Annotated in this window: 25 protein-coding genes; 11 read left to right on the top strand and 14 right to left on the bottom strand. The window is 73.7% G+C overall.

Annotation, left to right across the window (positions count from 1 at the left end; all coding sequences use genetic code 11):
• The first annotated feature begins 75 nt into the window (after positions 1-75).
• Positions 76-1,290 (top strand): ROK family protein, encoded by a 1,215-nt coding sequence (locus ACIODU_RS18455; RefSeq protein WP_356423131.1) that lies wholly within the window; start codon positions 76-78, stop codon positions 1,288-1,290.
• Between the two features lie 52 nt (positions 1,291-1,342).
• Here the strand turns inward: ACIODU_RS18455 and ACIODU_RS18450 are convergent, their stop codons facing one another.
• The 4 genes from ACIODU_RS18450 to ACIODU_RS18435 form a co-directional block, all read right to left on the bottom strand.
• Positions 1,343-1,924, bottom strand: coding sequence for a DUF4865 family protein (locus ACIODU_RS18450; protein WP_401768654.1), 582 nt, complete (start codon positions 1,922-1,924; stop codon positions 1,343-1,345).
• 68 nt (positions 1,925-1,992) lie between these two features.
• The gene (locus ACIODU_RS18445) at positions 1,993-2,577 is read right to left on the bottom strand and encodes a TetR/AcrR family transcriptional regulator (RefSeq protein WP_401768652.1); all 585 of its coding nucleotides are present in this window, start codon (positions 2,575-2,577) and stop codon (positions 1,993-1,995) included.
• A 157-nt stretch (positions 2,578-2,734) separates the two neighbouring features.
• Positions 2,735-3,262, bottom strand: a complete 528-nt coding sequence (locus tag ACIODU_RS18440; protein ID WP_401768650.1) for an ATP-binding protein — start codon at positions 3,260-3,262, stop codon at positions 2,735-2,737.
• Positions 3,263-3,504: 242 nt separating this feature from the next.
• Positions 3,505-3,828 (bottom strand): hypothetical protein, encoded by a 324-nt coding sequence (locus ACIODU_RS18435; protein WP_356423123.1) that lies wholly within the window; start codon positions 3,826-3,828, stop codon positions 3,505-3,507.
• 169 nt (positions 3,829-3,997) lie between these two features.
• On the opposite strand from ACIODU_RS18435, the gene ACIODU_RS18430 reads away from it, so the two are divergent.
• Positions 3,998-5,164 (top strand): PLP-dependent cysteine synthase family protein, encoded by a 1,167-nt coding sequence (locus ACIODU_RS18430; protein ID WP_401768648.1) that lies wholly within the window; start codon positions 3,998-4,000, stop codon positions 5,162-5,164.
• Positions 5,165-5,178: 14 nt separating this feature from the next.
• Here the strand turns inward: ACIODU_RS18430 and ACIODU_RS18425 are convergent, their stop codons facing one another.
• Positions 5,179-5,613, bottom strand: coding sequence for an SRPBCC family protein (locus ACIODU_RS18425; RefSeq protein ID WP_356423120.1), 435 nt, complete (start codon positions 5,611-5,613; stop codon positions 5,179-5,181).
• A complete protein-coding gene (locus ACIODU_RS18420) occupies positions 5,610-6,497 on the bottom strand; it encodes a DeoR/GlpR family DNA-binding transcription regulator (protein ID WP_356423117.1) in 888 nt (295 codons plus the stop codon). Before ACIODU_RS18420 ends, ACIODU_RS18425 begins: the two co-directional genes overlap by 4 nt.
• A gap of 155 nt (positions 6,498-6,652) precedes the next feature.
• Here ACIODU_RS18420 and ACIODU_RS18415 point away from each other — a divergent pair, with 155 nt between their 5' ends.
• A complete protein-coding gene (locus ACIODU_RS18415; RefSeq protein WP_401768744.1) occupies positions 6,653-9,181 on the top strand; it encodes a hypothetical protein in 2,529 nt (842 codons plus the stop codon).
• On the opposite strand, the gene ACIODU_RS18410 is transcribed toward ACIODU_RS18415, so the two are convergent.
• The 3 genes from ACIODU_RS18410 to ACIODU_RS18400 all read right to left on the bottom strand — a co-directional run bounded on the left by ACIODU_RS18410 (position 9,151) and on the right by ACIODU_RS18400 (position 13,137).
• Complete coding sequence (locus ACIODU_RS18410) at positions 9,151-11,556, bottom strand: right-handed parallel beta-helix repeat-containing protein (protein WP_401768646.1); 2,406 nt, start codon at positions 11,554-11,556, stop codon at positions 9,151-9,153. The two genes, ACIODU_RS18415 and ACIODU_RS18410, sit on opposite strands and share 31 nt — an antisense overlap.
• Before the next feature lie 201 nt (positions 11,557-11,757).
• The gene (locus tag ACIODU_RS18405) at positions 11,758-12,366 is read right to left on the bottom strand and encodes a hypothetical protein (RefSeq protein ID WP_356423111.1); all 609 of its coding nucleotides are present in this window, start codon (positions 12,364-12,366) and stop codon (positions 11,758-11,760) included.
• A 303-nt stretch (positions 12,367-12,669) separates the two neighbouring features.
• Entirely contained in the window at positions 12,670-13,137 is a 468-nt protein-coding gene (locus ACIODU_RS18400; RefSeq protein ID WP_356423108.1) for a DUF6643 family protein, read from the bottom strand.
• Between the two features lie 260 nt (positions 13,138-13,397).
• Here ACIODU_RS18400 and ACIODU_RS18395 point away from each other — a divergent pair, with 260 nt between their 5' ends.
• The gene (locus ACIODU_RS18395; RefSeq protein ID WP_401768643.1) at positions 13,398-14,633 is read left to right on the top strand and encodes a TerD family protein; all 1,236 of its coding nucleotides are present in this window, start codon (positions 13,398-13,400) and stop codon (positions 14,631-14,633) included.
• Positions 14,634-14,652: 19 nt separating this feature from the next.
• On the opposite strand, the gene ACIODU_RS18390 is transcribed toward ACIODU_RS18395, so the two are convergent.
• On the bottom strand, positions 14,653-15,927 hold the full coding sequence (locus ACIODU_RS18390; RefSeq protein ID WP_401768641.1) for a glycosyltransferase: 1,275 nt from the start codon (positions 15,925-15,927) through the stop codon (positions 14,653-14,655).
• Positions 15,928-15,985: 58 nt separating this feature from the next.
• On the opposite strand from ACIODU_RS18390, the gene ACIODU_RS18385 reads away from it, so the two are divergent.
• Entirely contained in the window at positions 15,986-16,789 is an 804-nt protein-coding gene (locus tag ACIODU_RS18385; RefSeq protein WP_356423269.1) for an aspartate/glutamate racemase family protein, read from the top strand.
• 69 nt (positions 16,790-16,858) lie between these two features.
• Positions 16,859-17,422, top strand: coding sequence for a hypothetical protein (locus ACIODU_RS18380; RefSeq protein ID WP_401768640.1), 564 nt, complete (start codon positions 16,859-16,861; stop codon positions 17,420-17,422).
• Positions 17,423-17,491: 69 nt separating this feature from the next.
• Here ACIODU_RS18380 and ACIODU_RS18375 read toward each other — a convergent pair whose 3' ends face one another.
• Positions 17,492-18,556: an O-antigen ligase family protein gene (locus ACIODU_RS18375; RefSeq protein ID WP_356423097.1), complete on the bottom strand. Its 1,065-nt coding sequence runs from the start codon at positions 18,554-18,556 to the stop codon at positions 17,492-17,494.
• Between the two features lie 243 nt (positions 18,557-18,799).
• On the opposite strand from ACIODU_RS18375, the gene lnt reads away from it, so the two are divergent.
• Together lnt and ACIODU_RS18365 are read left to right on the top strand one after the other, a co-directional pair.
• Complete coding sequence (gene lnt, locus ACIODU_RS18370; RefSeq protein WP_401768638.1) at positions 18,800-20,395, top strand: apolipoprotein N-acyltransferase; 1,596 nt, start codon at positions 18,800-18,802, stop codon at positions 20,393-20,395.
• A gap of 66 nt (positions 20,396-20,461) precedes the next feature.
• Positions 20,462-21,490: an aminoglycoside phosphotransferase family protein gene (locus tag ACIODU_RS18365; RefSeq protein ID WP_401768637.1), complete on the top strand. Its 1,029-nt coding sequence runs from the start codon at positions 20,462-20,464 to the stop codon at positions 21,488-21,490.
• 20 nt (positions 21,491-21,510) lie between these two features.
• Here the strand turns inward: ACIODU_RS18365 and ACIODU_RS18360 are convergent, their stop codons facing one another.
• Entirely contained in the window at positions 21,511-22,023 is a 513-nt protein-coding gene (locus tag ACIODU_RS18360; protein WP_401768635.1) for an NUDIX hydrolase, read from the bottom strand.
• Positions 22,024-22,227: 204 nt separating this feature from the next.
• Here ACIODU_RS18360 and ACIODU_RS18355 point away from each other — a divergent pair, with 204 nt between their 5' ends.
• Both ACIODU_RS18355 and ACIODU_RS18350 read left to right on the top strand, forming a co-directional pair.
• On the top strand, positions 22,228-23,229 hold the full coding sequence (locus ACIODU_RS18355) for an ArsR family transcriptional regulator (RefSeq protein WP_356423087.1): 1,002 nt from the start codon (positions 22,228-22,230) through the stop codon (positions 23,227-23,229).
• Positions 23,230-23,380: 151 nt separating this feature from the next.
• Complete coding sequence (locus ACIODU_RS18350) at positions 23,381-23,707, top strand: nuclear transport factor 2 family protein (RefSeq protein WP_356423084.1); 327 nt, start codon at positions 23,381-23,383, stop codon at positions 23,705-23,707.
• A 157-nt stretch (positions 23,708-23,864) separates the two neighbouring features.
• Here ACIODU_RS18350 and ACIODU_RS18345 read toward each other — a convergent pair whose 3' ends face one another.
• Positions 23,865-24,740, bottom strand: a complete 876-nt coding sequence (locus tag ACIODU_RS18345) for an alpha/beta fold hydrolase (protein WP_401768633.1) — start codon at positions 24,738-24,740, stop codon at positions 23,865-23,867.
• 136 nt (positions 24,741-24,876) lie between these two features.
• On the opposite strand from ACIODU_RS18345, the gene ACIODU_RS18340 reads away from it, so the two are divergent.
• Entirely contained in the window at positions 24,877-25,656 is a 780-nt protein-coding gene (locus tag ACIODU_RS18340) for a GNAT family N-acetyltransferase (RefSeq protein WP_401768630.1), read from the top strand.
• A gap of 49 nt (positions 25,657-25,705) precedes the next feature.
• Here ACIODU_RS18340 and ACIODU_RS18335 read toward each other — a convergent pair whose 3' ends face one another.
• On the bottom strand, positions 25,706-26,569 hold the full coding sequence (locus ACIODU_RS18335; RefSeq protein ID WP_401768628.1) for a helix-turn-helix domain-containing protein: 864 nt from the start codon (positions 26,567-26,569) through the stop codon (positions 25,706-25,708).
• Between the last annotated feature and the right edge of the window lie 66 nt (positions 26,570-26,635).

Raw genomic sequence — 26,635 nt, 5'->3', positions numbered from 1 at the left:
AAAGGAGGATAGGGGCGGTGCCCCGTTCCGTACAAGGCGTTCGCCACCCCTCCGGATCATGGGAGACTCGCCCCCATGAACGGCAAGGCGACCACCCGGGCGAAGCTGGAGAGGGGCCGTGGTGCGCTCGGCCCGGCACTGGAACTGGTCCACACGGGACGGGCGCCCACCCGCGCCGTCCTCACCGCCGAGCTGGGTGTGACCCGTGCCACGGCGGGCGCGGTCGCGGCGGAGCTGGAGGCGCTGGGCCTGATCCGGGTCGATTCGCGCCCCGGGGCGGCGGCGGGTTCCCAGGGCCGTCCCTCGCACCGGCTGTCCGTGGACGACACCGGACCGGTCGTGCTCGCCGCCCAGATCCACGCCGACGGATTCCGGGCCGCGCTGGTCGGGCTCGGCGGCCGCATCGTCGCCACCGCCCCCGCCCGGCGTACGGTCACGGCCGACCCGGCCCAAGTGCTGGGCGAGGTCGTCGAGGTGGGGGCCGGACTGCTGCGCGCCGCCGGGCGGCGCTGCGTGGGCGCGGGACTCGCCGTACCGTCGGCCGTCGCCGAACCCGAGGGTACGGCCCTGAATCCGCTGCACCTCGCGTGGCCGGCCGGTGCCCCGGTCCGCGAGATCTTCGCGGAGCGGGTGGGCGCGGCGGGCATCGAGGGCCCCGCGTTCACGGGCAACGACGTCAACCTCGCCGCCCTCGCCGAACACCGCCACGGCGCCGGGCGCGGCGCCCAGCACCTCCTCTGCGTCGCCACCGGCCACCGGGGGGTGGGCGGCGCGCTCGTCCTCGACGGCCGCCTGCACACGGGCAGTTCGGGCCTCGCCCTCGAAGTGGGCCACTTGACCGTCAACCCCGAGGGCCGCCCCTGCTACTGCGGCGGCAAGGGCTGCCTGGACGTCGAGGCGGACCCGCTGGCCTTCCTCACGGCGGCGGGCCGCGAACCGGGCCCGGAGGTCTCGCTGTTGCAGCAGTCCCGCGACCTGCTCCGCACGGACGGCACGGATCCGACGGTACGAAGAGCCGTGGAGGAGTTGATCGACCGCCTCGGCCTCGGCCTCGCCGGCCTGGTCAACATCCTCAACCCGGACCGCATCATCCTCGGCGGCCTGCACAAGGAACTGCTCGAAGCGGACCCGGACCGCCTGCGCGCCGTGGTGGCGGACCGCAGCCTCTGGGGCCGCAGCGGCGGAGTCCCGATCCTGGCCTGCACCCTGGACCACAACAGCCTGGTCGGCGCGGCGGAAGTGGCCTGGCAGCCGGTCCTGGACGACCCCCTGGCGGCACTGGCGCCGTGAAGTCCCCGGCTTCTGGCGGGAGTCGGGGGTCGTCCCGGCGTGGACACACCCTTCAGCGCGCGGCGTTCGCCGTCAGCGCCGCGCGCTCCGGCTGGGACACGTGGAGCACCTGGAAGCGGTCGCCCACCGCGCGCGGGGTGTCGTGGTCCCACAGGGTGAAGTGGACCAGCTCCCAGCGGCGCGGATCCAGCGCGAGTGCCGCGCACACCACCCCGGCGGCCCCGGACAGCCGCCGGGTCTCCTCGACCGCCTCCGCCAACAGGCCGGGCAGCGGGGCGTCTTCGGGGACGCGGTGACGGCGGCGTACGGCCGTGCGCGCGGCACTCGCGCGCGCCGGGCCCTCCTCGAAGGCGAGACCGGTCCAGTGCTGGACCTCGGGTCGGCCGAAGTCCCTGACGATGCCCTCGAATCCGGCTCCCCGCAGGAAGGCGTTCATGCCGTCCTGCGCGGCCCAGAGGTAGAACGGCGCGTACTGGTTCACCACCGACTGCTCGCCGCGCTCACGCATCAGGTACGCCTTGAGGCCCAGCCCGGGAAACGCGTCGAGCAGATGGCCCTTCGCCGCGACGCGGCGGCGGATGACGCCCATGTCGTAGTCGGCGGGCAGGGTGATCTCGTACTGCATGGCATGCATGCGGGGGGTCCTCCGTGGCGGGGGTCGGAATACGGCTGCGCTACGGGGGCGCGGGCGCCCCGGTCGGGTCAGGCCACAGCGCCGCGGGGCCGGAGCAGCGCGAGCAGCCCCCGCACCCCCGCGTCGAACGCCGCCGGTGACCCCGAGGCGCGGGCCAGCACGTATCCCCCCTGGACCGTCGCGAGGATGGCCGACGCGACCTCCACCGGGTCGCGGCCGGCCGCGAACTCGCCGCTCGCCACGCCCTCTTCGACGATCTCCGCGAGCCGGCCCCGCAGCCAGCCGATCGTCGCGTCGACCGGCGCGCGCAGCGACGCGTCGGCCATGAGGTCCGGGTCCATCGTCAGCCGCCCGACCGGACAGCCGCGCAACACGTCCCGCTCGCGCAGGAGATACGCGGAGATCCGGTCGTACGGCGATCCGCCGCCCGAGAGCACGGCCTCCGCCGCCGCCCGCATGTCGTGCGCGGTCCGCTCGATGGCCGCCAGCGCCAGTTCGGGCTTGCCGGCGAAGTGGTGGTACATGCTGCCCTGCCCCGCGCCCGCCCGCTGCTGGATCGCCCTGGGGCTGGTGCCCACATAGCCCCGGTCCCACAGCAGTTCCCGGGTGGCCTCGATCAGCCGCTCCGAAGTGTCCATGCCCTGAATGTACATACTAGTAGGTACAGAATCCAGCGAGGGGCACGGCCCGCCCCCGGCCGGGGGCGCCGCGCCCCCCGCCGTACTCCGTGAGGTCGCGGTGGACCGATCGGGTGGACCCGGGGCCCGATGGGCCCCGGCCGCCCCGGTCCGCCCCGGTCCGCGCGTCCGTTCAGCCCACCACGGCCGAGCGCGCGGCGTCGGTGGGGCCGTGTTCCCTGATCACCGCGCTGAGTTCCGTCCCCCGGAAGGGGCCGTCCGTCGTCGCGCCGTACACGGGGCGCGGCGGCAGGGCCAGGGCGGCCGGGGGCGCGGGCAGGGTGAACCAGATGCTCTTGCCCAGCTCGCCCTCGGGACGGATGCCCCAGCTCTCGCTGACCGCCGCGATCAGGGCCAGCCCGCGGCCGCCGGTGTCGAGGAGTTTCGCGTCGTTGACCGTAGGCACCCGGGGGTCGTGGTCACTGACCGAGACCGTGAGCCGGTCGAGCAGCAGCGCGATGTCGACGGTGCACATCTTGTCCGGCTGGGCGTGCCGGTGGACGTTGGTCAGCAGCTCGGTGACTCCGAGTGCCGTGGGATCGATCAAGGGATCGAGATGCCAGTAGCGCAATTGCGCGGAGATGATTCTGCGGACCTGACCGATCCGCGACGGCAGGGCCTGGAGCTCCACCGTGCAGTGCCTGCTTGGCTGGCTGATCACGGCTGCGACTCCCCGAATTGAGGTCCGGAAGACGGCGAAGGACCGGATCCAGCAACTGGCTCGCTGCTGTTCCCGCCCGGCGGGGCTGGATCGCAGCGTCACCGCCGGTACACCCTGAGTGAGGGGTGAGACCAGAGTGAACCAGGGGATACGGCTCCGCAACTCGCGGACAGCAGGGGAGGGACCCGCGACCCGGAGGATCCGGGGCGGGTCCGTGGCTCGGCCTCAGCTTTTTCGTACGGTCAGCTCTTCGTACGGGCCGCCCTGCTCACGGCCTCCAGGAACCGGCCCGCCAGCGCCGACGCGTCCGGCCTGCGCCCGCCGCTCCGCTGGCCCATGGTCAGCCGGTAGCGCGTGCCGTTGACGGTCGCGACCGTACTGCCCTTGCCCGCGAACCACGGCCTCGCGGCTCGGACCGCCCGGAGCGGAGCACTGTCGATCACCCGCCCGTAGCTGGTCAGCAGCGCCAGCCTGCCGTCCTGGATGAGCACCTGCCCGGCCCGGGTGAGGGAGCGGGGCCACCGCTCTATCCGTACCCCGCGCGCGCTGAAATCGGGCTCTGCCATGGCCTCTCAGCCCCCTCCGTGCCACTGACCCGAGCATGGTCCTCACCCAGTATGCCGGTCGGTGCCAGAAGCTGGTGCCATGGATACCCAAAGTCATCATTGGCGTAGGTGGTGGCGGTAGCGTGACGGACCGGGGACCGGAGCCGACAACAACCGAGGAACGGCGCGCATGACGGAACAGCACCAGGCCGCACCGGCCGGACGCGCGGGGGCGCCAGGAGACGGGGCGGACACCCGCGTCGTGACCGTCGACGTGGACCGTACCGACCCCCGCTACCGCGCCTGGCTCAAGGAGGCCGTACGGAAGGTCCAGGCCGACGCCAACCGCTCGGCGGACACCCACCTGTTGCGCTTCCCGCTGCCCGAATCGTGGGGCGTGGACCTGTACTTGAAGGACGAGTCGACGCACCCGACCGGCAGCCTCAAGCACCGGCTGGCCCGCTCTCTCTTCCTCTACGGCCTGTGCAACGGCTGGATCAGGCCCGGCAAACCGGTGATCGAGGCCTCCAGCGGCTCGACCGCCGTCTCCGAGGCGTACTTCGCGAAACTGATCGGCGTGCCCTTCATCGCCGTCATGCCGCGCACCACCAGCCACGAGAAGTGCCGGCTCATCGAATTCCACGGCGGGCAGTGCCACTTCGTGGACGACTCACGGACGCTCTACGCGGAGTCGGCGCGCCTCGCCGAGGAGAGCGGCGGCCACTACATGGACCAGTTCACCTACGCGGAGCGGGCCACCGACTGGCGGGGCAACAACAACATCGCCGAATCGATGTTCCAGCAGCTCAGGCTGGAACGCCACCCCGAGCCCGCCTGGATCGTCGCCACGGCCGGCACGGGCGGGACGTCGGCGACCATCGCCCGCTACGTGCACTACATGCAGTACGACACCCGGATCTGTGTGCCCGACCCGGAGAACTCCTGTTTCTTCGACGGCTGGACCCGCGGGGACGCCACCGCGAGCGCCGACCGCGGGTCCCGGATCGAGGGCATCGGCCGCCCCCGGATGGAACCGAGCTTCGTGCCCGGCGCCATCGACCGGATGATGAAGGTCCCGGACGCGGCGAGCGTCGCCGCCGTACGCACCCTGGAGCGGGTCGTCGGGCGGAAGGCCGGCGGCTCCACCGGCACGGGACTGTGGAGCGCGCTGCGGATCGTGGCGGAGATGGTGGCCGGGGGACAGCGGGGGAGCGTGGTCACCCTGCTCTGCGACCCCGGCGACCGCTATCTCGACAAGTACTACTCCGACACCTGGCTCGCCGGACAGGGCCTGGACATCGACCCGTACACGATCACGCTCGACCGGTTCCTGGAGACGGGCGTCTGGCCGGCCTGACCCGGGGACAGCCCTCAGCCGCGCAGCAGGCGGTCGACCGCCCGGCCGAACACCAGCCGTCCGGTCCGCGCGGTGAGCGGGCCGAACGACCGGGGCAGCCGGCGCAGGCTCAGGTCCTCCTCCCAGGACACGGACGACCCGGTGCCCTCCGCCCGTACCCGGATCTCGGCCCACCCGGTCATGACCGTGCCCCGCTTCTCCAGCCGGCAGCGGCCCGGCGCGCCCGCGACGGGAGGCTCCCAGAGGACGACCTCCATCGGATCGTCGAAGCCGACGGCTCCCAGCGCGCTCCGGGCGACGAAGACCGTACCGACCCGGGTGGGTCCGGGCGTGCGGACGGAGATCGTCGTCAGGGGCACCTGGTCCGCGTGCGCGGGCCAGTCGGTGAGCCGCCGCCAGGCCTCCTCGGCGGCGAGCGGTGTGGTGCGGTCGATACGGAACGCGGTCATCCGGATCCGTCCTCCTCCGGCCCTCCGGCCGCGGACGGTTCTCCCGCCGCGGCTTCCCCCGCCGCTGATTCCCCCGCCACCACCAGGCCGGGCAGCACCTCGGCGATCTCCTCCCGGGCCCCCGCCGACAACCCGGCGTCCGTCACCAGCGTGTCGACCTGGTCCAGCGTCGCGAACGAACTGAGCCCCACCGTCCCCCACTTGGTGTGGTCGGCGACCACCACCACCCGGCGCGCGGACCGCACGAACCGCCGGTTGGTCTCCGCCTCGCCCAGATTCGGCGTCGAAAGCCCCGCCTCCACGGAGATGCCGTGCACCCCGAGGAACAGCACGTCGAAGTGGAGCGAGCGGATCGCCTGGTCGGCGATCGGGCCCACCAGCGAGTCCGACGGGGTCCGCACCCCGCCCGTCAGCACGACCGTGGCCGCACCGGGGCGCCGGCCGCCCACCGCCCCCGCCGACTGCGCCGCGTGGAACACGTCGGCCACCCGCACCGAGTTGGTCACCACCGTCAGGTCCGGTACGTCCAGCAGCCGCTGCGCCAGCGCGTAGGTCGTCGTACCACCCGACAGTGCGATCGCGCTGCCGGGCACGGCCAGCGCCGCCGCCGCCCGGGCGATGTCCTCCTTGGCGCTCAGCTCCAGCGCCGACTTGGCTTCAAATCCCGGCTCGTGCGCGCTCGCCTCGACCACCGGGACCGCGCCGCCGTGCACCTTCTCGATCACACCCTGGCGGGCGAGCGCGTCCAGGTCCCTGCGCACGGTCATGTCGGAGACATTGAGCTTGCGCGTCAGCTCGTTGACCCGGACCCCGCCGCGCCGGCGCACCTCGTCCAGGATCACGGCACGACGCTGCTCCGCGAGGAGGTTCTGGTTGTCGCTCACCACGGGAGCAGTCCTTCCGCTTCGGCACGCCTGTTTCATCCTCCCACGCGCCCGTGACCCGCGCGGCGGGGATTGGCGGCGGTGGCGCCCGGGGAGGTTCCCCGTGTCGGCCGAGCCGCCGGCCGATCCCGGCATCCGGAGGGTGAGTGACCGAAGTGCCCCCTGAGACTCCTGTTCCGCACCGTGGCGGACCCGCGCTCGAACTGCTCGTGCACGGTGTCGGTGGCACCACACCGCAGGAGATGCTCGGCGATCCGCGTACGGTCCGGGTCACGGGCGACGACACGGCGGCGGTGTTCCGCCGCGCGGACGACGTGAACGCGGAGGACCGGACCGCCGGGGGCGCGAGGACCGGGGACGCGCAGGCCGGGGACGCGACGGCCGACGGCCGCCCGGTGCCGGAGGCGTACGTCTGGTGCAACCTCACCTCGGGAAACGGCTCACGGGCCCTGTGGCTCTTACTCCTGCCCTTCATGGTCGTCAATCTGGCGCACTGGATGCGCCCGGCGACCAAGGGCCTGATGAAGCTGCAACGGCTGTACGGCGTCCTGGTACGGCTGGTCGCCCTCACCCTCACCGTGCTGCTGACCGCCGCCGCCTCCGAGGTCGCCCTCGACCTCACGGCCTGGCAGTGCGCCGGGTCCGCGCACTGCGTCGCCGACCGGTCCTGGCTCGGGTTCCTCTCCCCGGAGGGGCACGGCTGGTGGGCGCAGCCGGGCCGCCGGCTGGCCCTCGCCTCCCTGGTGCCCACCGCGCTGGTGGGGCTGCTCTGGTACCTCTCCAACCGGACCTGGAGCGCGTACGAGTCCCAGCGCCCGCCCACCGACGCCCGCCCCGGTGGGTTCCCGGAAGCGGAGGCCGACGACACCACGGCGGCGGACACCGCGACGGACGCCCCCACCGACACCGCGACGGACACGGCGGCGGACACCGCACCCGCGTCCCCGCCCGTCCCCGGTTCGGACATCCCCACCATCCGCCCCGCCCTCGGCCGCCCCGGCTTCTGGTACGGCCGCCGCCTCGTCGCCCGCCTCCGCGCCGCCCACACCGCCGCCGGATTCCTCACCGTCGCCACCGCGCTCGTCGGCGCCGCCGCCCACCACGACCGTACGGCGGCCGGCGCCCCCGCCGACCTCCTCGGCCGGCTGCTCCAGGCCGCGCTGCTCGTCTGCGCGGCCGTGGTCGTCCGCGTGGTGTGCAGCAGGGGCCGCAGCGAGCGCCGGCGCGACGCCACCCTCGACCGGGCGCTGGTCACCTGGCTGCCCGCCACCTCCCTCGTGCTGCTGGCCGCCGCGATGCTCTACGCCGGGTGGTCCCGCCCCGGCTGGGTCTCCTCCGGCGCGCTCCCCAGCGACCTCACCTTCCGGGTGATCGTCCTCGCCCAGGTCGCCCTGATCCTCGCCCTGCTGGTCACCGCCTGCGCCCTGCACCGAGGGGCCCCGCACGCCAGGACCGCCCTGTGGGGCCTCGGCGGCCCCGCCGTCGCGATGCTCGCCTGCGGCCTGGCCGGCGTGATGACCGGCGGCATCGCCCAGCGCGTCGCCGACTGGCTCGACCGCGGCGCCACCCCCGGCATGGGCGAGGGCGCGATGGCCGGCCCGCCCGTGCTGCTCAGCTGGCAGGCGGCCGCCATCCCCGTGCTGCTGGTGCTGCTCCTCGTCCCGCTGACGGTCCTCGCCGTCCGTACGGTCCGCGCCGGGCGCCGGCTGGCCCCGGTCGTGGAGGCGGAGTACGGCCACGTGACCGTCGACGCCCTCCGTACCCGCCAGATCGCGGGCGCCCGCGCGCGGGCCGCGCTGACCGACGCGGCCCCCTGGCTCGTCGGCACCCTCTCCGGCGCCGCCCTGCTGCTCGGCGCCGCCGCCGTCGCCGGGTCCTGGCTGAGCGGCGCGGTGCCGGGACAGGCCGCCGAGGGCAGCAACTCCCTGCTGGAGTCCGTCGCCGACACCGCCCAGGCGCTGGGTTCCTGGCTGATAGGGCTCGGCTTCATACTGTTCGTCACCTGGGGCCGCCGCGCCTACCGCGACCCCTCGGCCCGCCGCACGATCGGCATCCTCTGGGACGTCGGTACGTTCTGGCCGCGCGCCGCCCACCCCTTCGCGCCGCCCTGCTACGCCGAGCGGGCCGTGCCCGACCTCACCTGGCGGATCGCGTCCTGGACCGCCCGTACGGGCGGCCGGCTCGTCCTCTGCGGGCACTCGCAGGGCAGCGTGCTCGCCGCCTCCGCCGTCTGGCAGCTGCGGCCCGCCGCCCGCCGCCGCGTGGCGCTGCTGACGTACGGCTCACCGCTGGAGCGTCTCTACGGCCGCTGGTTCCCCGCCTACTTCGGCGCGGGCCCCCTGGCGGGACTGAGCAAGGAGGTGCACTGCTGGCGCAACCTGTGGCGCGCCACGGACCCGATCGGCGGCCCGGTCAGGATCCCGGCGGACGGGGACAGGCCCGAGGTGGACCGCGGACCGCTCAAGGACCCGCTCGCGTACGGCCGTTCGGCGCGCCATCCGCTGCCCGAGCCGATCCTCGGGCACTCCTCCTACCAGACCGACCCGGTCTTCACCGAGGAACGGGACGCGCTGCTCGACCGGTTGCCGCCCGCGCCGCTCCCGCGCCAGGCGTCCCCGTACCAGGAGTCCCGGCGCCGGAAACCCCCGCGCCCTCAGGGCAGTTCGGGCAGGTCGTCCGGGTAGAGGAGGGTCAGGTCGTCCGTGCTGGTCTGCGGCAGCTGGGCGACCCGGCCCGCGTGCCGCTCCACCATCGACTCGAACGTCTGGCGCGCGGTACGGCCGTTGCCGAAGGCAGGACCCTTCGGCAACGCCGTGAAGTACTTGAGCAGCGCCTCGCCCGTGCCCTCGCCGAGCCGGTACTCCTGCTCCTCGGACTGCTGCTCCACGATCCGCAGCAGCTCCTCGGGGACGTAGTCGCTGAAGGTGATGGTCCGTGAGAAACGGGACGCCACACCGGGGTTGACCGACAGGAAACGTTCCATCTCCGCGGTGTACCCGGCGACGATGACGACGACCGCCTCCCGGTGGTCCTCCATCAGCTTCACCAGCGTGTCGATGGCCTCCTTGCCGAAGTCCCGGCCGGAGTCCTCGGGCGACAGCGCGTACGCCTCGTCGATGAAGAGCACGCCGCCCCGCGCCCGGTCGAACGCCTCCTGCGTCCGGATCGCCGTCGAGCCGATGTGCTCCCCGACGAGGTCCACCCGGGACACCTCGACCAGATGGCCGCGCTCCAGCACCCCCAGCGAGTGCAGGATCTCGCCGTACAGCCGCGCCACCGTCGTCTTGCCGGTACCGGGGGAGCCGGTGAAGACCAGGTGGCGGCGCACGGACGCGGCCTTCAGACCGGCCTCCTTGCGGCGCCGGCCGACCTCGATCATGTCGGTGAGCGCCCGGACCTCCCGCTTGACGCTCTCCAGCCCCACCAGCGTGTCCAGCTCCCCGAGGACCGCCTCGGACGCGCGCGGCGGCGTCGCGGGCGGCTCACCGACCGCCGGAGCGGCGGCGGGCTGCGGGGGTACGGTGCCGAGCACGCCGCCGGAGTGCGTCGCGGTCAGGACGGGCAGTGGCTCCACCGGCGGGGTGAGCACCCCGCTCTCGTCGCTCGTGCAGTCCTCCGCGACGGGGCCGTCCTCCGCGAACTCGTACCCGCCGCGCGCGCACCGCTCCGTACGGCAGCGGGTCAGCGTCGAGCGGCAGCCGTCCATCACGTGGAAGCCGTAGCCCCCGCTGCCCGTGACCCGGCAGTTGTGGAACGTCCCCCGCCCCTCGGCGGAGACGTAGAAACCGGCCTCGGCGGGCGAGGTGACCGTGCAGCGCTCGATGGTCGGGTCGGCGCCCTTGGTGACGATGACCCCCGTCTGCACGGAGTCGATCGTGCAGGAGTTCAGCGTGCCGCCGCTGCCGTGGTCCCGGAACCACGCGCCGGTGGACGCCTCCCTGATGCGGCAGTCGTCGAGCTGCGCGGTCGCGCCGTCGCTCACCGACACCGCCGTGTTCCGCACCTGCGAGAGATCGCTGTCGACGACGTCGACCCGCGAGCCCCGGTCGAGGACGAAGAGCGCGTCGGGGACGTCGTGGAGCCGGCACGAGTCGAGCACGGCGGTGGCGCCGTCGCTGATCCAGACCGCCGGGTAGTCGCCCGTACTGTCGTGGATCTCGCACTGGTTGGCGTCGACCCGGGTGCCCGGGTCCCACACGGAGAGGCCGTTGCGGCCGAAGCGCCGGACGGTGGAGCGGGTCAGGGTCAGCACCGAACGCGACCGCAGGTCGATCGCGTTCTCGGGGATGTCGTGGATGTCGCAGTCGGAGAGCGTGAGCACGGCGTCCGTGTCGAGCGTGATGCCGTCGGCCGAGGTGCGGTGCACGGACGAGTCGGTGAGGTGGGCCGTCGCGCGGGAGGCGATCTGGACACCGGTGCCCTTGATCTCGTACACCTCGCAGCCGAACGCCTCCAGGCCGCTGCCCTCGCCGGTGACGGAGAGGCCCGACCCCGAGGTGTGGTGGACACGGCAGCGTTCCAGCCGGGGGTGCGCGCCGCCGCGTACCGAGATGCCGGACTGCCCGGCGGCGACGACCTCGCACTCCTCGAACACCCCGCCGGCCCCGTCGATTATCCCGACGCCGACCCCGGCGGGGTTGTCGACCGTGCAGCGGCGGACGGTGGGGCGGGCCCCGCCGCCCCGTACCTCTATCCCGGCCGCGGAGCGGGTCACCACCCGCAGGTCCAGCAGCTCGGGGGTGCCGTCCTCGACGAGCACGGCGGGCGCGGTCGTGTCCTGGCCCTCGACGTGGAGGTCCTGGATCGTGGCGGAGGCGCGGACGGTCAGCGGTACGCCGTCGACCGGCGCGATCCGCACCGAACCGAGCGAGCCCTCGGGGCCGCGCAGGGTCACCGCGCGCGCCACGATCAGGTTCTCCCGGTAGGTGCCGGGGGCGATGGTGAGTATGTCGCCGTCGGCGGCGGCCTCCAGGGCTGCGGCGAGGGAGGCGTATTCGCCCGTGCGGCGCCGCCAACGCGATGTTCCGGTGTGCGTCACCTGGACCGTGCCCTGTGCCATGGCGCTGTTGTGCCCCCACCTCGTGCGTGTGCCCGTGACGATCCGTTCCGGGGCCCTGCCCCTGGCCCGCCCCGGCCGAGACAGCGGACCGGGAGGCACCACCGTAGCGCGCGCGGAACCGCTGGGTTGACGCAAGCGCGGGTCTCGTCCCGGCCCCGCGGGCCGCGGCACCCGCCGGTGCTCACGCCCCGTGGCGGAGTCTCAACTGCCCGCGCCCGTACGGCCCCAGTCGGGACCGGCCTTCGCCCAGGCCCGGTCGAGCCTGCTGTACCGCCGCCGTACGAGTCTCCACAGGACCAGCCGCCGCAGCAGCTCCACCAGCACCGCGGCCACCAGCGTCGTGGCCGCCCCCGCCATCACGGCGTTGAGCCGTGCCCAGTCGCCGTTCATCGGGCCCTTCACCGGCTTGCCCGCGGGGTCGGTCCAGATGGTGAACGTCGCGCCGGGGGTCACCCGGCGGCCCGGCGCGGTGAGGGTGCCCGTGCGCCGCGTCCCGTCCGCCGCCGACCACGCCGCGAGCACCCGGCTGCCGCCGTCGTGGTCGGTGGCCGACTCGGCGTCGAAGGCGTTGTGGTGGTGCTCCTTCGGCCGGCCGGTGACCACGACGGTCGTCCGGTGCCGCTCCTCGCGTTGCAGGCGCACCGTGTGCTGCAACGAGGAGTTGATCCGTGACCCGCAGATCCAGCCGGTGGCCGGAGTGGCGAGGGCGAGCAGCAGCGCCGCGACCAGCGCCACCCACGCCTCCAGGAGATCGGTGCCCCGGCGCAGGGGATTCTTGCGCCAGCGCCAGAGTCCGACGATCGATCGCACAGTCCCGCACCCCCTTCCGTATCCGTTGTAGCCCGGGACAGCTCGCGTGACGCCCGGCGGACGCGGAGAGAGAGCAAACTCACTTCGATGTCCCATGCACTCAACGCGCTTGCCACGGCCCGGTGTTCCCGGCCGGGGCGGATTCGCGCGAAGGCCGTCGGAAGGGTCCCGCGCGCGATGAAGGACGTGTGCCCCCGGCTCCCCGGCTCCCGGGTGCGGACCGGGAGCGGGGGAATCGGGGGCACGGAGAAGTACGGGTAGGACCTCCACCCTGGTACGTCGTGGTACGGGGCTCGGGGGCGGTCAGTACCCCCGGTTCTGGTACGGCCGGTTGTACGGGTCGTCGTACGGACTGGGCTGCGGAGGCGCGGGCCGCGGGGCCGCGGGACGCATCGCCTCGTACCCGGTGCCGGGCATCGGGCGCTGCTGCTGTTGCTGGGGCGGCGCGCTCTGGTAGCCGCGGGGCGCGCCTGCCTGCTGCGGGATGTACGGCGCCGGCGCGTGTTGCAGCGGGACCGGCTGCTGCGTCGGCATCTGCTGGGGATATCCGCCGTACGCCGGGGAAGGCGCGGAGGGACCCGCGGGGAGGGCCGGCAGGGCGGAGGGCAGAGCCGGCAGATAACTGTTGCCCGTGTCGTAGGCGGAAGGCACTCGGATCGGGGCGATCTGAGGCGTGCCCCGCTCCGCGACCAGGGAGTCGTAGATCGGGGTGTCCGGGAACGACGGCGCGGTGTAGTAACCGCCGCCGTAGGTGGCGCGGGGGGAGGTCATGGAACAAAGTTAAGCCCACCGTGTGCCGGTTGGGGAGTCCGAAAAGATGGTTCTTTCGGGACCTGTGGGTTACTTCGGATCCCCAATGCGAGCGAACTTGGGAAAAACGGTCGCCCAGCCGTGTACGGATCGTGTAAAGGGCAGGTTGGCGGCGGGTTTCCGGTGGGTACCGGCGGGTCCCGGGGGGCCGGAACCGCCTTGCGGGGATTAGGTTTGACGGCAGGGAATCTTCGGGACCCCGACTCGTGATGGGGGCGAGCATGTCCATGCTTAAAGGAGCCAATCTTCCGGTGGCGGCGTCCGCCGTCCGCGTCGAATTGGGATGGCGTTCAGGGGCGGGAACGCCGGACGTCGACGCCTCGGCGTTGCTGCTGGTGACCGGTAAAGTGCGCTCCGACGCGGACTTCGTCTTCTACAACCAGCCCGCGCACGCCTCGGGCGCCGTACGCCACGAGGGCAAGAGGCCCGCCGGGGACGCCGTCACCGACACCCTGGCGGTGGACCTGGCCCGGGTGGAGCCGGAGGTCGAACGGATCGTCCTGGCCGCGTCGTCGGACGGCGGCACCTTCGGGCGGGTACCCGGACTGTACGTACGGGTGCTGGACGCCGCGTCCGGCGCGGAGATCGCGCGGTACGACAGCCAGGACGCCACCGTCGAGACGGCGTTCGTCCTCGGTGAGCTGTACCGGCGTCAGGGGAGCTGGAAGTTCCGGGCGGTGGGCCAGGGGTACGACAGCGGACTCGCCGGTCTGGCCACCGACTTCGGCATCTCGGTCGACGAACCGCGGCGGGCGGCGCCGGCCGCCGCCCCCGCGCCCCCGGCGGCCCCCGCCCCGCCCCCGGCGCCCGCCGCCCCCGTCCGGCTCGGCAAGGTGACCCTGACGAAGGAGGCGCCCTCCGTCTCGCTCACCAAACAGGGCGGCACGTCGGGCACCATGCGCGTCAACCTCAACTGGCAGGTCCGTAAACAGTTCAAGGGCTGGGGAGCCAAACTCGGCCGCGCCGTCGCCGCCCACAGCGATCTCGATCTCGACCTGTGCGCACTCTACGAACTGACCGACGGACGCAAAGGCGTCGTCCAGGCACTCGGCAATGCCTTCGGATCGCTCTCCCGCCCGCCGTACATCCATCTCGACGGCGACGACCGTACGGGCGCGCTCTCCAGCGGCGAGAACCTCACGATCAACCTCGACCACAAGGATCAGCTGCGCCGCGTGGTCATCTTCGTGACCATCTACGAAGGCGCCCGCAGTTTCGCCGATCTCGACGCGACCGTCACTCTCCAGCCGCAGCACGGCGCCCCCGTCGACTTCTCGCTCGGTGAATGCACCGTGCCCTCGACCGTCTGCGCGCTGGCGCTGATCACCAATACGGGATCGGACCTCGTCGTCCAGCGCGAAGCGCGCTTTCTCGTACCGGATCGAGGCGTCAGCCCGCAGCGCACCATCGATTACGCCTATGGCTGGGGCATGAACTGGACACCCGGCAGGAAGTGACCTACGCACCGCCGGCCGGCTACTGCGGCCGGGGCTCGCTCCCGGGACGGGCGTACGTACGCCCCTTCCAGGCCGCGCCCCGGCCCTGGTAGTGCCGCACGGCCGAGTCGACGGTCATCAACAGGTACAGGAGCGCCGTGAAGGGGAGGAGCGGAGCCAGCCACGACGACTGCCGGTAGTACCGCAACATGGGGAGGTACGTCCCCGCCATCACCGCCCACGCCGCGAACCCGAGCCACCCCGCCGCCCCGTCCCCGCCGAACAGCCCGGCGCCCACCGCGACGGGCGGCGCCAGATAGATCACCGCCAGGCCGGCCACCGTACCGAGGAGCAGCAGCGGATTGTGCCGCAGCTGCGCGTACGCGCTGCGCGCCACCATGCGCCAGAGATCGGCCAGCCGGGGATACGGACGGATGCTGTCGACGCGCTCCGCGAGCCCCAGCCAGATCCGCCCGCCGCTGCCCTGGACCGCCTTCGCGAGCGAGACGTCGTCGATGACGGCCTGGCGGATGGACTCCGGCACCCGCGCGCGGACGGCGGCCTCCGTACGGAGGAGGACACAACCGCCCGCGGCGGCGGCCGTCCTGGCGCCGGGACGGTTGATCCAGCGGAACGGGTACAACTGCGCGAAGAAGTAGACGAAGGCCGGGACGACGAGCTTCTCCCACCCGCTCGCCACCCGCAGCCGGGCCATCTGGGAGACCAGGTCCAGCCGGTGGCCGAGGGCGGCGGCGACCAGTTCCCGCAGGCTGTCCGGCTCGTGGGCGATGTCGGCGTCCGTCAGCAGCAGGTACTCGGGATCCTTCGGGCCGCCGCGGGCCAGCGCGATGCCGTGCCGCAGCGCCCAGAGCTTCCCGGTCCAGCCGGGCTCGGGCTCACCCGGCGAGGACACGGTGAGCGGCAGTCCGCCGTACCGGACGGCGAGGTCACGGGCCAGCTCGCCGGTGCCGTCCGTACTGCCGTCGTCGACCAGGAAGATCTCGGCGGCCCCCGGATAGACCTGCGCCAGCAGCGACGGCAGGCTCTCCGGCAGCATGTCCGCCTCGTCCCGGGCGGGCACGACGACGGCGACGGACGGCCAGACGCCCTCGTCCCCTCCGGCCGGGACCGCCGTACCGGATGTGCCCGGCGACGGGGAGGCGCCGGGCGACGCGGAGGCACCGGGCAGGACGGACGGGCCGGGCGACGCGGGTGTGGGCAGCCGCTGGTCCGTCCGCCAGAAGAAACCCTGGCCCAGGGACAGCCAGCCCCACGCGGCCAGCGAACTCAACGCGATCCAGGCAATGGCGCTCATCCGCCGCAGTCTGCACCACAACTCCCGTGCCGCGAGCGCCGTCGACTATGGTGACCGGGTGAAGATCGCGCTCATGGATTCCGGTATCGGCCTGCTCGCCGCCGCCGCCGCGGTACGCCGGCTGCGGCCCGACGCCGATCTCGTCGTCTCCCTGGACCCCGACGGCATGCCCTGGGGCCCCCGTGCCCCGCACGACGTGACCGAACGGGCGCTCGCCGTCGCGCGGGCCGCCGCCGCCCACCGGCCCGACGCCCTGATCGTCGCCTGCAACACCGCCTCCGTGCACTCCCTGCCCGCGCTGCGCGCCGCCCTGGAGCCCGACCTCCCGGTCATCGGCACCGTCCCGGCGATCAAGCCCGCGGCGGTCGGCGGCGGCCCCTTCGCCATCTGGGCCACCCCGGCGACCACCGGCAGCCCCTACCAGCGCGGGCTGATCCGGGACTTCGCCGACTCCGCCGAGGTCACCGAGGTCCCCTGCCCCGGACTCGCGCAGGCCGTCGAGCGGGCCGACGAGGACGCGATCGACCGCGCGGTGGCCGCCGCCGCCGCGCTCACCCCCCGCGGGGTGAGGGCCGTCGTCCTCGGCTGCACCCATTACGAACTGGTCGCCGAGCGCATCCGTACGGCCGTCCAGCAGCCCGACCTGCCCCCGCTCGTCCTCCACGGCTCGGCCGACGCGGTCGCCGCCCAGGCGCTGCGCCGCCTCGGGGACCTCTCCGCCCCGGGAGCCCCGGCGGCCCCGGAAGCCCCCTTCGACCCCCGGCTCACCGTGCTCCTCAGCGGCCGCGAGGGCGATCTTCCCGTCCGCGCGCTCGGCTACGCGGAGGGGCGGCTGCTCGCCGCCGTCACCCAACCGGGCTGACCACGTGTCCGGTGTCACGGATCCGGCGGAGGACTTCCGTCCGCGCGGAACGTGGGTACGCTGCTTGGCATGACGGAGCACCCCCGGCAGGAGGGCGACACCGTGGAACCCCTGCCCGAGATCTGGACCGGCCGTGCCACCAACCGTGCGCAATGGCTGCTCGCCGCGGTGGGACTCGCCTGCATCGCCCTCGGCGTCGTGCTGGCCGTCCAGTCGAACTGGACCTCCGGCTTCGCGGCCCTCCTGATGTCCGTCATCGGCTGTGTCGCCGCCGGGCTGCTCATCCTCTTCGGCACGCTGGCCTTCGTCCATGTGGCGGTCCGCGTCGACGGCGACTGCCTGGAGGTGCGCTGCGGCCACATGGGACTGCCGCGCCGCCGGATCCTGCTCGCCCACGTCGTGGACGCCGACTTCGCCCCCAAGGTCAACCCGCGCCAGTGGGGCGGCTGGGGCTACCGCTGGCGCCCCGAGATGGGCACGGGCGTGGTCGTGCGCAGAGGCGAGGGGCTCGTCCTGCGCCTGGGCGACGGCAGGACCTTCACCGTGACGGTGGACGACGCGGAGGCCGCCGTACGGATCATCCGGAACCGCCTGGTCCTCGGCCGCCCGGGAAGCTCGGCGGCCGGCACCTGATCGGCCCGGCACCCGATCGGGCCACGCGCCTGATCGGCGCGGCACCCCCGTCAGCCCCGCATCCCCCGCTCAGCCCGCCGCCCGGTCCAGCGCCGGCAGCGCGTGCGGTACGAGCCGCCCCGCCGGCCGGGCCGTCGCCAGCCCCGCCAGCAGCCCTGCCCCCGCCGTCACCGGCGCGAAGCTCAGCGCGTTCCCGACGCTCGCCAGGGTCGCCAGCGCCGTCAGGGTCGCCCCCGCCGTCAGGACCACCGGAGTGGAGCAGGGCGAGCGGACCAGTCCGTAGAGCAGCCAGCCGAACACCGCCCCCAAAAGGAGCAGCCCCACCACCCCCTGCTCGGACACCTCCTGCAACGCCGCCGAGTGCGGTTTGCCGTCCGTGTCCAGCGACTGGAGCGCCGTCGGGCTGAGGTCGCCGAACCGGTCGGGCCCCACCCCCAGCAGCGGATGGTCCTTCGCCAGGTCGACCGCCTCGTGCCACAGCTGCACCCGGTTCGTGGTCAGCTGCCCCTCCAGCGAGACGGACAGGCCCTCCGGCAGCCCGCCCTCCGCCACCGCCCACGAGCCGCCCACCACCAGCGCCGCGACCAGCGCGAGCCCGGCCAGCGCCGCCGACCTGCGCCGCATCCGGGCCGCCGCCAGCGAGCAGAGCAGCACCCCGAGCACCGCCACCAGCCCCGCGACTGAGCCCAGCAGCAGGGCGACGACGCCGATCCCCACCGCCAGCAGCCGCAGCGCCACCCGCGACCGGGGGCGCCGCGCCGCCGTGCCCGCACAGCACGCCGCCCCCGCGGCCAGCGCCAACAGCGCCGCGACCGCGCCGGAATCACCCTGCGGGGTGGCGACGGCCACCGCCCCCGCCGGGGTCTCCCGGCCCGAGGCGAGCGCCGCGGCGAGCGCGGCCAGCGCCACCACCGAGGCGGCGGCCACCGGCACCGTGCCCCCGCTGATCCGGCCGCACGCGTACCCCGCGGCGACGGCGAGCACGGCGAGCAGTATCCCCTCGGGCCGGCCCCCGCCGGCCGCCGCGCTGATCACCGCCCACACCGCGCAGGCGCCGAGCACCACGGCGCCCACCACGTCGGGCGCGTTGCCCCGCTCCCGTACGGCGGCGGGCCGTTCTGCCGGTACAGCCATCCCGTCGACCATTCCGTCGACCCCTTCGACCTGTGCGAACCCCGTCCCACAGCAGCCGGATCCGGCCAGGTGGCAAAGGCTGGCGCACACGTTAACGGCAAGAAGGGGGATTTGTGGACACCTTGCGGAGGAACGCTGCCGCACCCGCCCCGGCACACGTCCGCCGGCCCGACCGTCACCCTGACCGGCAGCACGCGGGGACGCACTCCCCTCCACACAGACACCCACCGTAGACTCCGCCCGGTGAGCACCACCATCGCCCCCGTCGAGACGCCGCCGCCCGCCCCCTCCGCCCGGCGCGAGAGGCGACTGGTCAGGCCCGGCGCCGCCGTGCTGTCCGGCCTGATGCTCTACGCGAGCTTCCCGCCCCGCCCCCTGTGGTGGCTGGCCCTGCCGGGCTTCGCCCTGATGGCCTGGAGCCTGCACGGCCGCCGCCCGCGCGCCGGCCTCGGCCTCGGCTACCTCGCGGGCCTGGGGTTCCTGCTCCCGCTGCTGATCTGGACCGGCGCCGAGGTGGGCCCGGGCCCCTGGCTCGCCCTCGCGGCCGTCGAAGCGGTCTTCATCGCCTTCGTCGGCATGGGCGTCGCGGCCGTCTCCCGGCTGCCCGCCTGGCCGGTGTGGGCCGCCGCCGTCTGGATCCTCGGCGAGGCCGTGCGCGCCCGGGTGCCGTTCGGCGGGTTCCCCTGGGGCAAGATCGCCTTCGGCCAGGCGGACAGTGTGTTCCTGCCGCTGGCCGCCGTCGGCGGCACACCGGTGCTCGGCTTCGCCGTCGTCCTGTGCGGCTTCGGCCTGTACGAGGCGGTCCGCCAGGCCCTCGCCTACCGGCGTACCGGACGGCTGCCGCGCCGGGCCGCCGCCGTCGCGGCGGCCACCGTGTTCGTGCCGGTGCTCGGGGCGCTCGCCGCCCTGCCGCTGGTGTCCGACGCGGCCGAGGACGGCACCGCGACCGTCGCCGCCGTCCAGGGCAACGTGCCCCGGGCCGGCCTGGAGTTCAACGCCCAGCGCCGCGCGGTCCTCGACAACCACGTCCGCGAGACCCTCCGGCTCGCCGCCGACGTCAAGGCGGGCAAGGTGCCCCAGCCCGACTTCGTCCTGTGGCCCGAGAACTCCTCGGACATCGACCCGTACCGCAACGAGGACGCCCGCCAGGTCATCGACCAGGCGGCGAAGGCGATCGGGGTGCCGATCTCGGTGGGCGCCGTGATCACCCCGGACACCGGGCCGCTGCGCAACACGCAGATCCTCTGGGACCCGGTGAAGGGCCCGACGGCCACCTACGACAAGCGGCAGATCCAGCCGTTCGGCGAGTACCTGCCCCTGCGCTCCCTGCTCCGATCCATCACCCCCGGGTACGCCGACATGGTCGCCCGCGACTTCGGCCGCGGTTCAAAAACGGGGGTCTTCGACATGGCGGGTACGAAGGTCGGCCTCGCCACCTGCTACGAGGCGGCCTTCGACTGGGCGGTACGGGACACCGTCACCGACGGCGCCCAGCTCATCTCCGTACCGAGCAACAACGCGACCTTCGACCGCAGCCAGATGACGTACCAGCAGCTGGCGATGTCACGGGTGCGTGCCGTCGAGCACAGCAGGACGGTCGTGGTGCCCGTCACCAGCGGGGTCAGCGCGATCATCAGGCCGGACGGGACGATCGTGCGGCAGACGAAGATGTTCACCCCGGACACCCTGGTCGACAAGGTGCCGCTGCGCTCCTCTCTGACCCCCGCCACCCGCCTGGGCACCCTCCCGGAAGGGCTGCTGGCGGCGGTCGCGCTCGGCGGCCTGGGCTGGGTGACGGTTCTGGCGGTACGGGCCCGGCGGGGCGCGGCGGCCGTCTGAGACCCGTCCGGCGCGCACGCGTCCTGGGCGGTGACACGGGCCGGTGAGGCCCGGAAGGAGGGACCCATGGGGAGACACGTGCCGTTCGGGGGAGTGCTGCGCGCCGAGCTGGGAGCGCCGCGGCGGTCGCACCGCCTGGAGAGCAGCCCCCGCTCCCGGGTGTGGCGTGTGGAGCTGGCCGGGGGGCCGGCGGTGGTCAAACAGTTCGTCGAGGGCCCCGGCGCCGCGGAGCGCTACGCGCGCGAGGTGGCCGGGCTGCGGCTCGCCGCCCGCGCCGAGCCGGCCGTGGTGCCCGCCCTGCTGGGCACCGACCCCGACGAGCGCGTCCTGGTCCTCTCGCACGTCGCACACCGGCCGCCGCCGCGTGAATGGATCGTCGGCTACGCGACGGCGCTGGCCCGCCTGCACGCGACCGCCCTCCCGGCGGACGCCGGCCTCCTGCCCGCCTGGAGCGGACCCACGCGGGCCGACGCCGACTCCTTCCTCCACCTGGCCGAGACGCTCGGCGTGACCGTCGCACCCGGCGTCCCGGCCGAACTCGCCGCGCTCGTGGACCGGCTCGCCCGGGCCGGGGGACATGCCCTGCTGCACGGGGACCCGTGTCCCGGCAACGACCTGCACACGGACGACGGCGTGAGGTTCATCGACTTCGAACAGGCGTCCCTGGGCAACGGCCTGGTGGAGCTGGCGTACCTGCGGATCGGGTTCCCCACCTGCTGGTGTGTCACGAAGGCGGCCCCCGCGCTGCTGGACCGCGCCGAGACCGCCTACCGCACCACATGGACGGAGGTGACCGGCACCGACGCCGGCGGCGACCTGACCGACGCGTGCGCCGGCTGGCTCCTGCGCGGCGACGCGCTGGTCGAGCGGGCCCTGCGCGGGACGGCCGACCACCTGGCGAGGCTCCCGGACCACGACTGGACGTGGGGCACGGCGACGGCACGGCAGCGGCTGGCCCACCGGCTCGGTGTGGTCGCGGGGATGACGGCCGGCCGCGACGACCTGCCCGGGCTGCACGCCGTCAGCACGGACCTGCGCCGGGCCGTGCTGGAGCGGTGGCCCTCGGTCCCACCCGTGCCGGCCGACCGCCCGTGAAGCCCTGAGGGGAGGATCCGCTACCGGGCGGGCCCGCCCCGGGTGGTGTCCGGGTCGCCCGGTGTGCCGGGATCGAACCACGTCGGTGCGTCGGCGAGCGCCTGCTTGATCCTCATCAGGGAGAACTCGGAGAGATCGGGCAGCGCGTCCAGCGGGAACCACCCCACGTCCAGCGACTCGTCGTCGTTGACGCGGGCCTCGCCGCCCGTCGCGCGGCAGAGGAACGTGATGTCCATGAACTGGCAGCGGTCCTCGTTGGGATACTGGACCGGCTCAAGACCCTGGACGAGCACCACCCGCTCCGCCCGGCAGCGCACGGCGGTCTCCTCCTCCACCTCGCGCACCACCGCCACCGCGGGCTGCTCGCCCGGCTCGGGGATGCCCCCGACCAGCGACCAGCCACCGGTGTCGGCGCGGCGGGCCAGCAGGACCCTGCCGTCGTCGTCCAGGACCACGGCGCTCACTCCCGGCAGGTAGAGGAGCTGGTGGCCGGCCGAGGCGCGGATCGTACGGATGAAGTCGGGTGTCGCCATGTCAGGAGCCTAACCGCCCCTCCCACCCGCGGCAGGTCGGCCGCCGGGCACTCCGCCTCCGGGGTACGGGTGCGTACGGCGGCGTGAGGGACCGGAGTGGATCGCGAACGCACGATATGCGTCAACGGCTGACACAATAAGGCGAGTTGTGCTCTGTCCTCGTTCGCCGGCACCGGGGCGTGTCCGCGGCGGAAGGTGGTCGGCGTGTTACGCATTCACTTCACCGGTGAGGATCTGACCCGGGTGACGGTCGCCGCCCGATCGGACCCCCTGTGGGACGTCCTGCTCAGCCTCCACATGGTCCAGGAACCCGACCGTTCGCTCGCGTTCGCCGAATGGCGGCGCAGGACACGGGCGTTACGGATGCCGTCCGTGCGCCCGCTCCTCGAACTGGCCCGCCCCTGGGGGTACTCGCCCGACTTCCTGACGCCCGGCCGGGGAGAGGCGGACTTCGCCCACCAGCTGGAGGACGTCCTGTCCACACCGCGCGGCCGGCTCTCCGACGAACTGTCCATCCTGGCCGAGGAGAGCGGGCCCACCCCGTGGATCCGCCGACTCGCCGGCGGGGACCGCCAGGTCATGGCCCGCCTGGGCGACACCCTGACCGCGTACCACCGCGTCGCCCTCGCGCCGTACCAGGAACGGATCCAGGCGCACGCGGAGGCGGACCGGGCCCGGCGGGGCCTCGCGCTGCTGAACGGCGGGGTGGAGCGGCTGCTCGCCGAACTGCACCCCCGCGTCCGGTGGGAGGCGCCGGTGCTCCAGATCCCGGTCTACGCGGACCAGGACGTGTATCTGGAGGGCCGCGGCCTCGTGCTCGTCCCGTCCTTCTTCTGCCGCATCCAGCCCATCACCCTGATGGACCCGGACCGGCCGCCGGTGCTGGTGTACCCGCTCTCGCCGCGCCTGGGCTGGCTGAGGCCGCCGGGGGCGGAGGGGGACCGGGACGGCCTGGACCCGATCGTCGCCCTGGTCGGCCGGACCCGCGCCCATGTGCTGGACGCCGCGGCGGCCGGCGGGACGACCACCGAGCTGGCGGCCCGGGTCGGGGTGGCGCTCCCGGTCATCAGCCGCCAGACGGCCGTCCTGCGGGAGGCGGGGCTGCTGGACACCCGCCGGGAGGGCGGATCCGTCCGGCACCACGTCACCCCGCTGGGCCTCGCGCTCCTCAACGGGGAACTCGCCGCCGACGGAACACTCGGCTGATCCGCGAGCGCCGCCGGCAGGGACGGCCGGGGCCGGAACACCGTGCCAGGATGAGCGGAGGCCGGTCACCCGCGGGACCGGACGACGGCCCCCGCGGCGCCCGGCCCGCTCCACCGCTTCCGCGCCCCACCCCGCACCCCTGGAGGCCAGCATGAGCACCATGTCCGTTCCCGCAGCGGTCCAGCGGGCCCTCGACGCCGCGAACAGCGCCGACACCGAGGCGTTCCTCGACGCCTTCACCCTCGACGGAGCCGTCGACGACTGGGGCCGGGTCTTCGGGGGCCGGGACGCGATCCGCGGCTGGAGCGACAAGGAGTTCATCGGCGTGAACGTCCGCCTCGACGTGACCGGCGTCAACCGATCGGGCGATCGGGTCACGGTCAGCGCGGTGGTGGGCGGCGACGGCTTCAACGGCCCCTCCGACTTCACCTTCGTCGTGGCCGACGACGGCGTGTCACTGATGCGGATCACCGGCTGACCGCCGGCCCCTGCCCCCTCTCTTGGGTGATCACCCGATCACCCGATCACCTGATCGGCCGCGCCGCCCGCTCCTGCGGATCACCGAGCAGGTGGAGACGGCGACCACCGACAGCAAGGGCCGCGTGGTGTCCCGGCGAGCCCCCGCGCCCGCCCGCTCACGCCCCGGCCAGCTCCGCGACCGTCGCGGCGATGGCCGGGGACTGTTCCTCCTGGAGGTAGTGGCGACCCGCGAGGACCGTCGGGGAACCGACCCCCAGCGCGTCCAGTACCGCCCGCAGCCGGGGCAGACCCAGGATCGGGTCGTCGCGGGCCCAGACCACCTGGGCGGGGTACGGGCGCGACGCGAGGCCCTCGTAGTAGAAGGCCTGCTTGGCGTCGGTCAGCTCGAAACCGCGCATGGTCCTCAGGAAGGCGCGCCCCGCGTCCTGCCGCGTGACCAGCGCCAAGTGGGCGTCCACCTCCGCGTCGGTCAGCGACGCGCCGTCGGCGAGACCCACCCGCCGGAAGAACCGCCGGGAGACCGGCGGGCGCAGCACGGGCAGCCAGGCCTCGCCCGCGACGGGCACGGTGAAGGGCCGCATCGACGGGGGCGGCCGGTACGCGGCGACGTCGACCAGGGTGTCGAGCGCCGTCAGGGACAGGACACGCCCGGGCCGGGTGATCGCCCATTCGAAGCCGACCGGCCCGCCGGTGTCATGCACGACCAGATGACACCGGTCGATCCCGAGCGCGTCCATCGCCCGGTCGGTCCACCGGGCGAGACCGCTCCACGAGTAGTCGAACGCGAGCGGCCTGGCCCCCAGACCGGCGCCGGGAAAGTCGGGGGCGACGGCCCGGAACCCCCGCGCCGCCAGCTCCGGCACGAGCTTGCGGTAGAGGAACGAACTGGTGGGCGCGCCGTGCAGACACACCACCGGCGGCCCCTCGCCCCGGTCCAGTGTGAAGCCGCGGATCCCACCGGCGCGGAAGGTATGACCGGAGGCGTGGTGCTGTGCGACCACGTCGTCGGCGGCGCGGGACGCGCGGGACATGGGCGGCCCCTCTCGGAGATCGGGCGACGCGGCGCCCTGCTTTCCCTTTCCCAGTTTACGAGCCGTGCGCGCCCCGCGCCGGTACGCGTCCGCACACCTGCCGGACCCACCGGAATCCCGTGGTTACAATCCGCCCATGAGCGTTGTCGAATCGATCCACGATTCCGCACCCCAGTTCGCGAATTCGCGGGACTTCTACGTCGGATACGGCGACCAAAAGCGTTCCGACGACCCCGAATTCATGATCTACCGCAGTCGTCTCATGAAGCCGCGACGCAATGGAGTGCTCAGATACACCCGTGGCGAGGACGCACTCGACGCGGCGATCGCGCGGGCCCACGCGGAGCTGGACCCCGTCCCGTGGCTGTGGTGGGTCGGGGCGGACAGCTCCGCCGGGCTCGCGGACCACCTCCTCGCCCGGGGCGCCGCGCAGGTCGGCGTGCTGCCGCTGATGGCCGCGGAGATCGACCGGCTCGACATGCCGGCCGCCCCGCCCGGCGTACGGGTCGAGGAGGTCAACGGCGCGCGGGAGCTGGCCGCGTGGGTCGCCTCGTACTCCCCGTCCTTCGGTCTCACGCCCGAACAGGTCCCCGGCAACCAGGCCAACGAGGCCCACCGGGCCGACGCACCGGGCAGCCTGGTCCGGTTCGCCGCCCGGCTCGACGGGCGCGTCGTCGGCACCTCCGCGCTCTTCGACCGGCACGGCGTCGCGGGCGTGTACGTCGTGAGTACGGAACCCGACTGCCGGGGCCGCGGCATCGGCGCGTTCCTGACCCTCGTGGCCCTGCGGGCGGGCCGGGAAAGGGGCCTGCGGATCGGCACGCTCCAGGCCAGCACGGACGGCCAACGGCTGTATTCGCGGATGGGCTTCGAAACCGTCGCGTATTACCGGCAGTTCCAACTGCCCCGGCTCTGAGACACCCCTTCGCGGATATGCCGGAAGGCCGGGATCACAAAGGCCGGGATCACAGCTCCGCGCGTATTCCGGCGATGAGTTGCCGGGTGCGGTGCGCGGATTCCGCGTGCGCGACCATCCGGTCCATCGCCTCCATGTGCGCCGTCACCTCGGCCTGCCCGTCGAGGTACAGCGCCCCCGTCAGGTGCTCGATGTAGACCATGTCCGGCAGTTCGGGGAGATCGAAGCGGAAGAGGGTGAAGGGGCTGTAGGTCCCCGGGTGGTGGCCGGACGCGAACTCCGCCATCTGGAGGGTCACGTGGGGGAGTTCCGAGACTTCCAGCAGCCGGTCGATCTGCGCCCGCATCAGCGCGGGCGAGCCGACGGGCCGGCGCAGCACCGTCTCGTCCAGCACGGCCCAGACGACCGGGGCGTCGGCGCGGGTGAGCAGCGTCTGGCGCTCCAGCCGCAACGCCACCTGGCGCTCGATCCGCGCGGGAGTGCTCGCCAGCCCCAGCGCGTCCGGCGCGAGGATCGCCCGGGCGTACTCCTCGGTCTGGAGCAGACCGGGCACGAAGTGGGGCTCGTACGTACGGATCGTCCTGGCGGCTTCCTCCAGGCTGACGTAACCGCTGAACCAGTCCGGCAGGATGTCGTGGAAATGCTGCCACCAGCCCGGCCGGCTCGCCTCGTCCGCGAGCTGGAGGAACACCGCGATCTCCGGCTCCGGCACACCGTACGCGGGCAGCAGCATCTGGACGTACGGGATCTTGAGCCCGACCTCGGCCGACTCCATCCGGCGGACGGTGGCGGCGGTGACCCGGAGCAACGCACCGGCCTGCTCACGGGTGAGGCCGGCCTTCTCCCGCAGCACACGCAGCCGCCTGCTGAGCACGAGCTGACCGACCGTCGGTGCCGACCGTGGCTCGCTCACACTCCACCCCCCAGCCTCGCGGACGCGCCGCCGGGCAGTCTGCCACAGCAACAGGCCGCTGAGCAC

The sequence above is a fragment of the Streptomyces sp. NPDC088261 genome (genome assembly GCF_044740805.1).
GTDB lineage: Bacteria > Actinomycetota > Actinomycetes > Streptomycetales > Streptomycetaceae > Streptomyces.
Note: the sequence above shows the minus strand (reverse complement) of the source record. Positions and strands in the feature narration are given on the sequence as shown.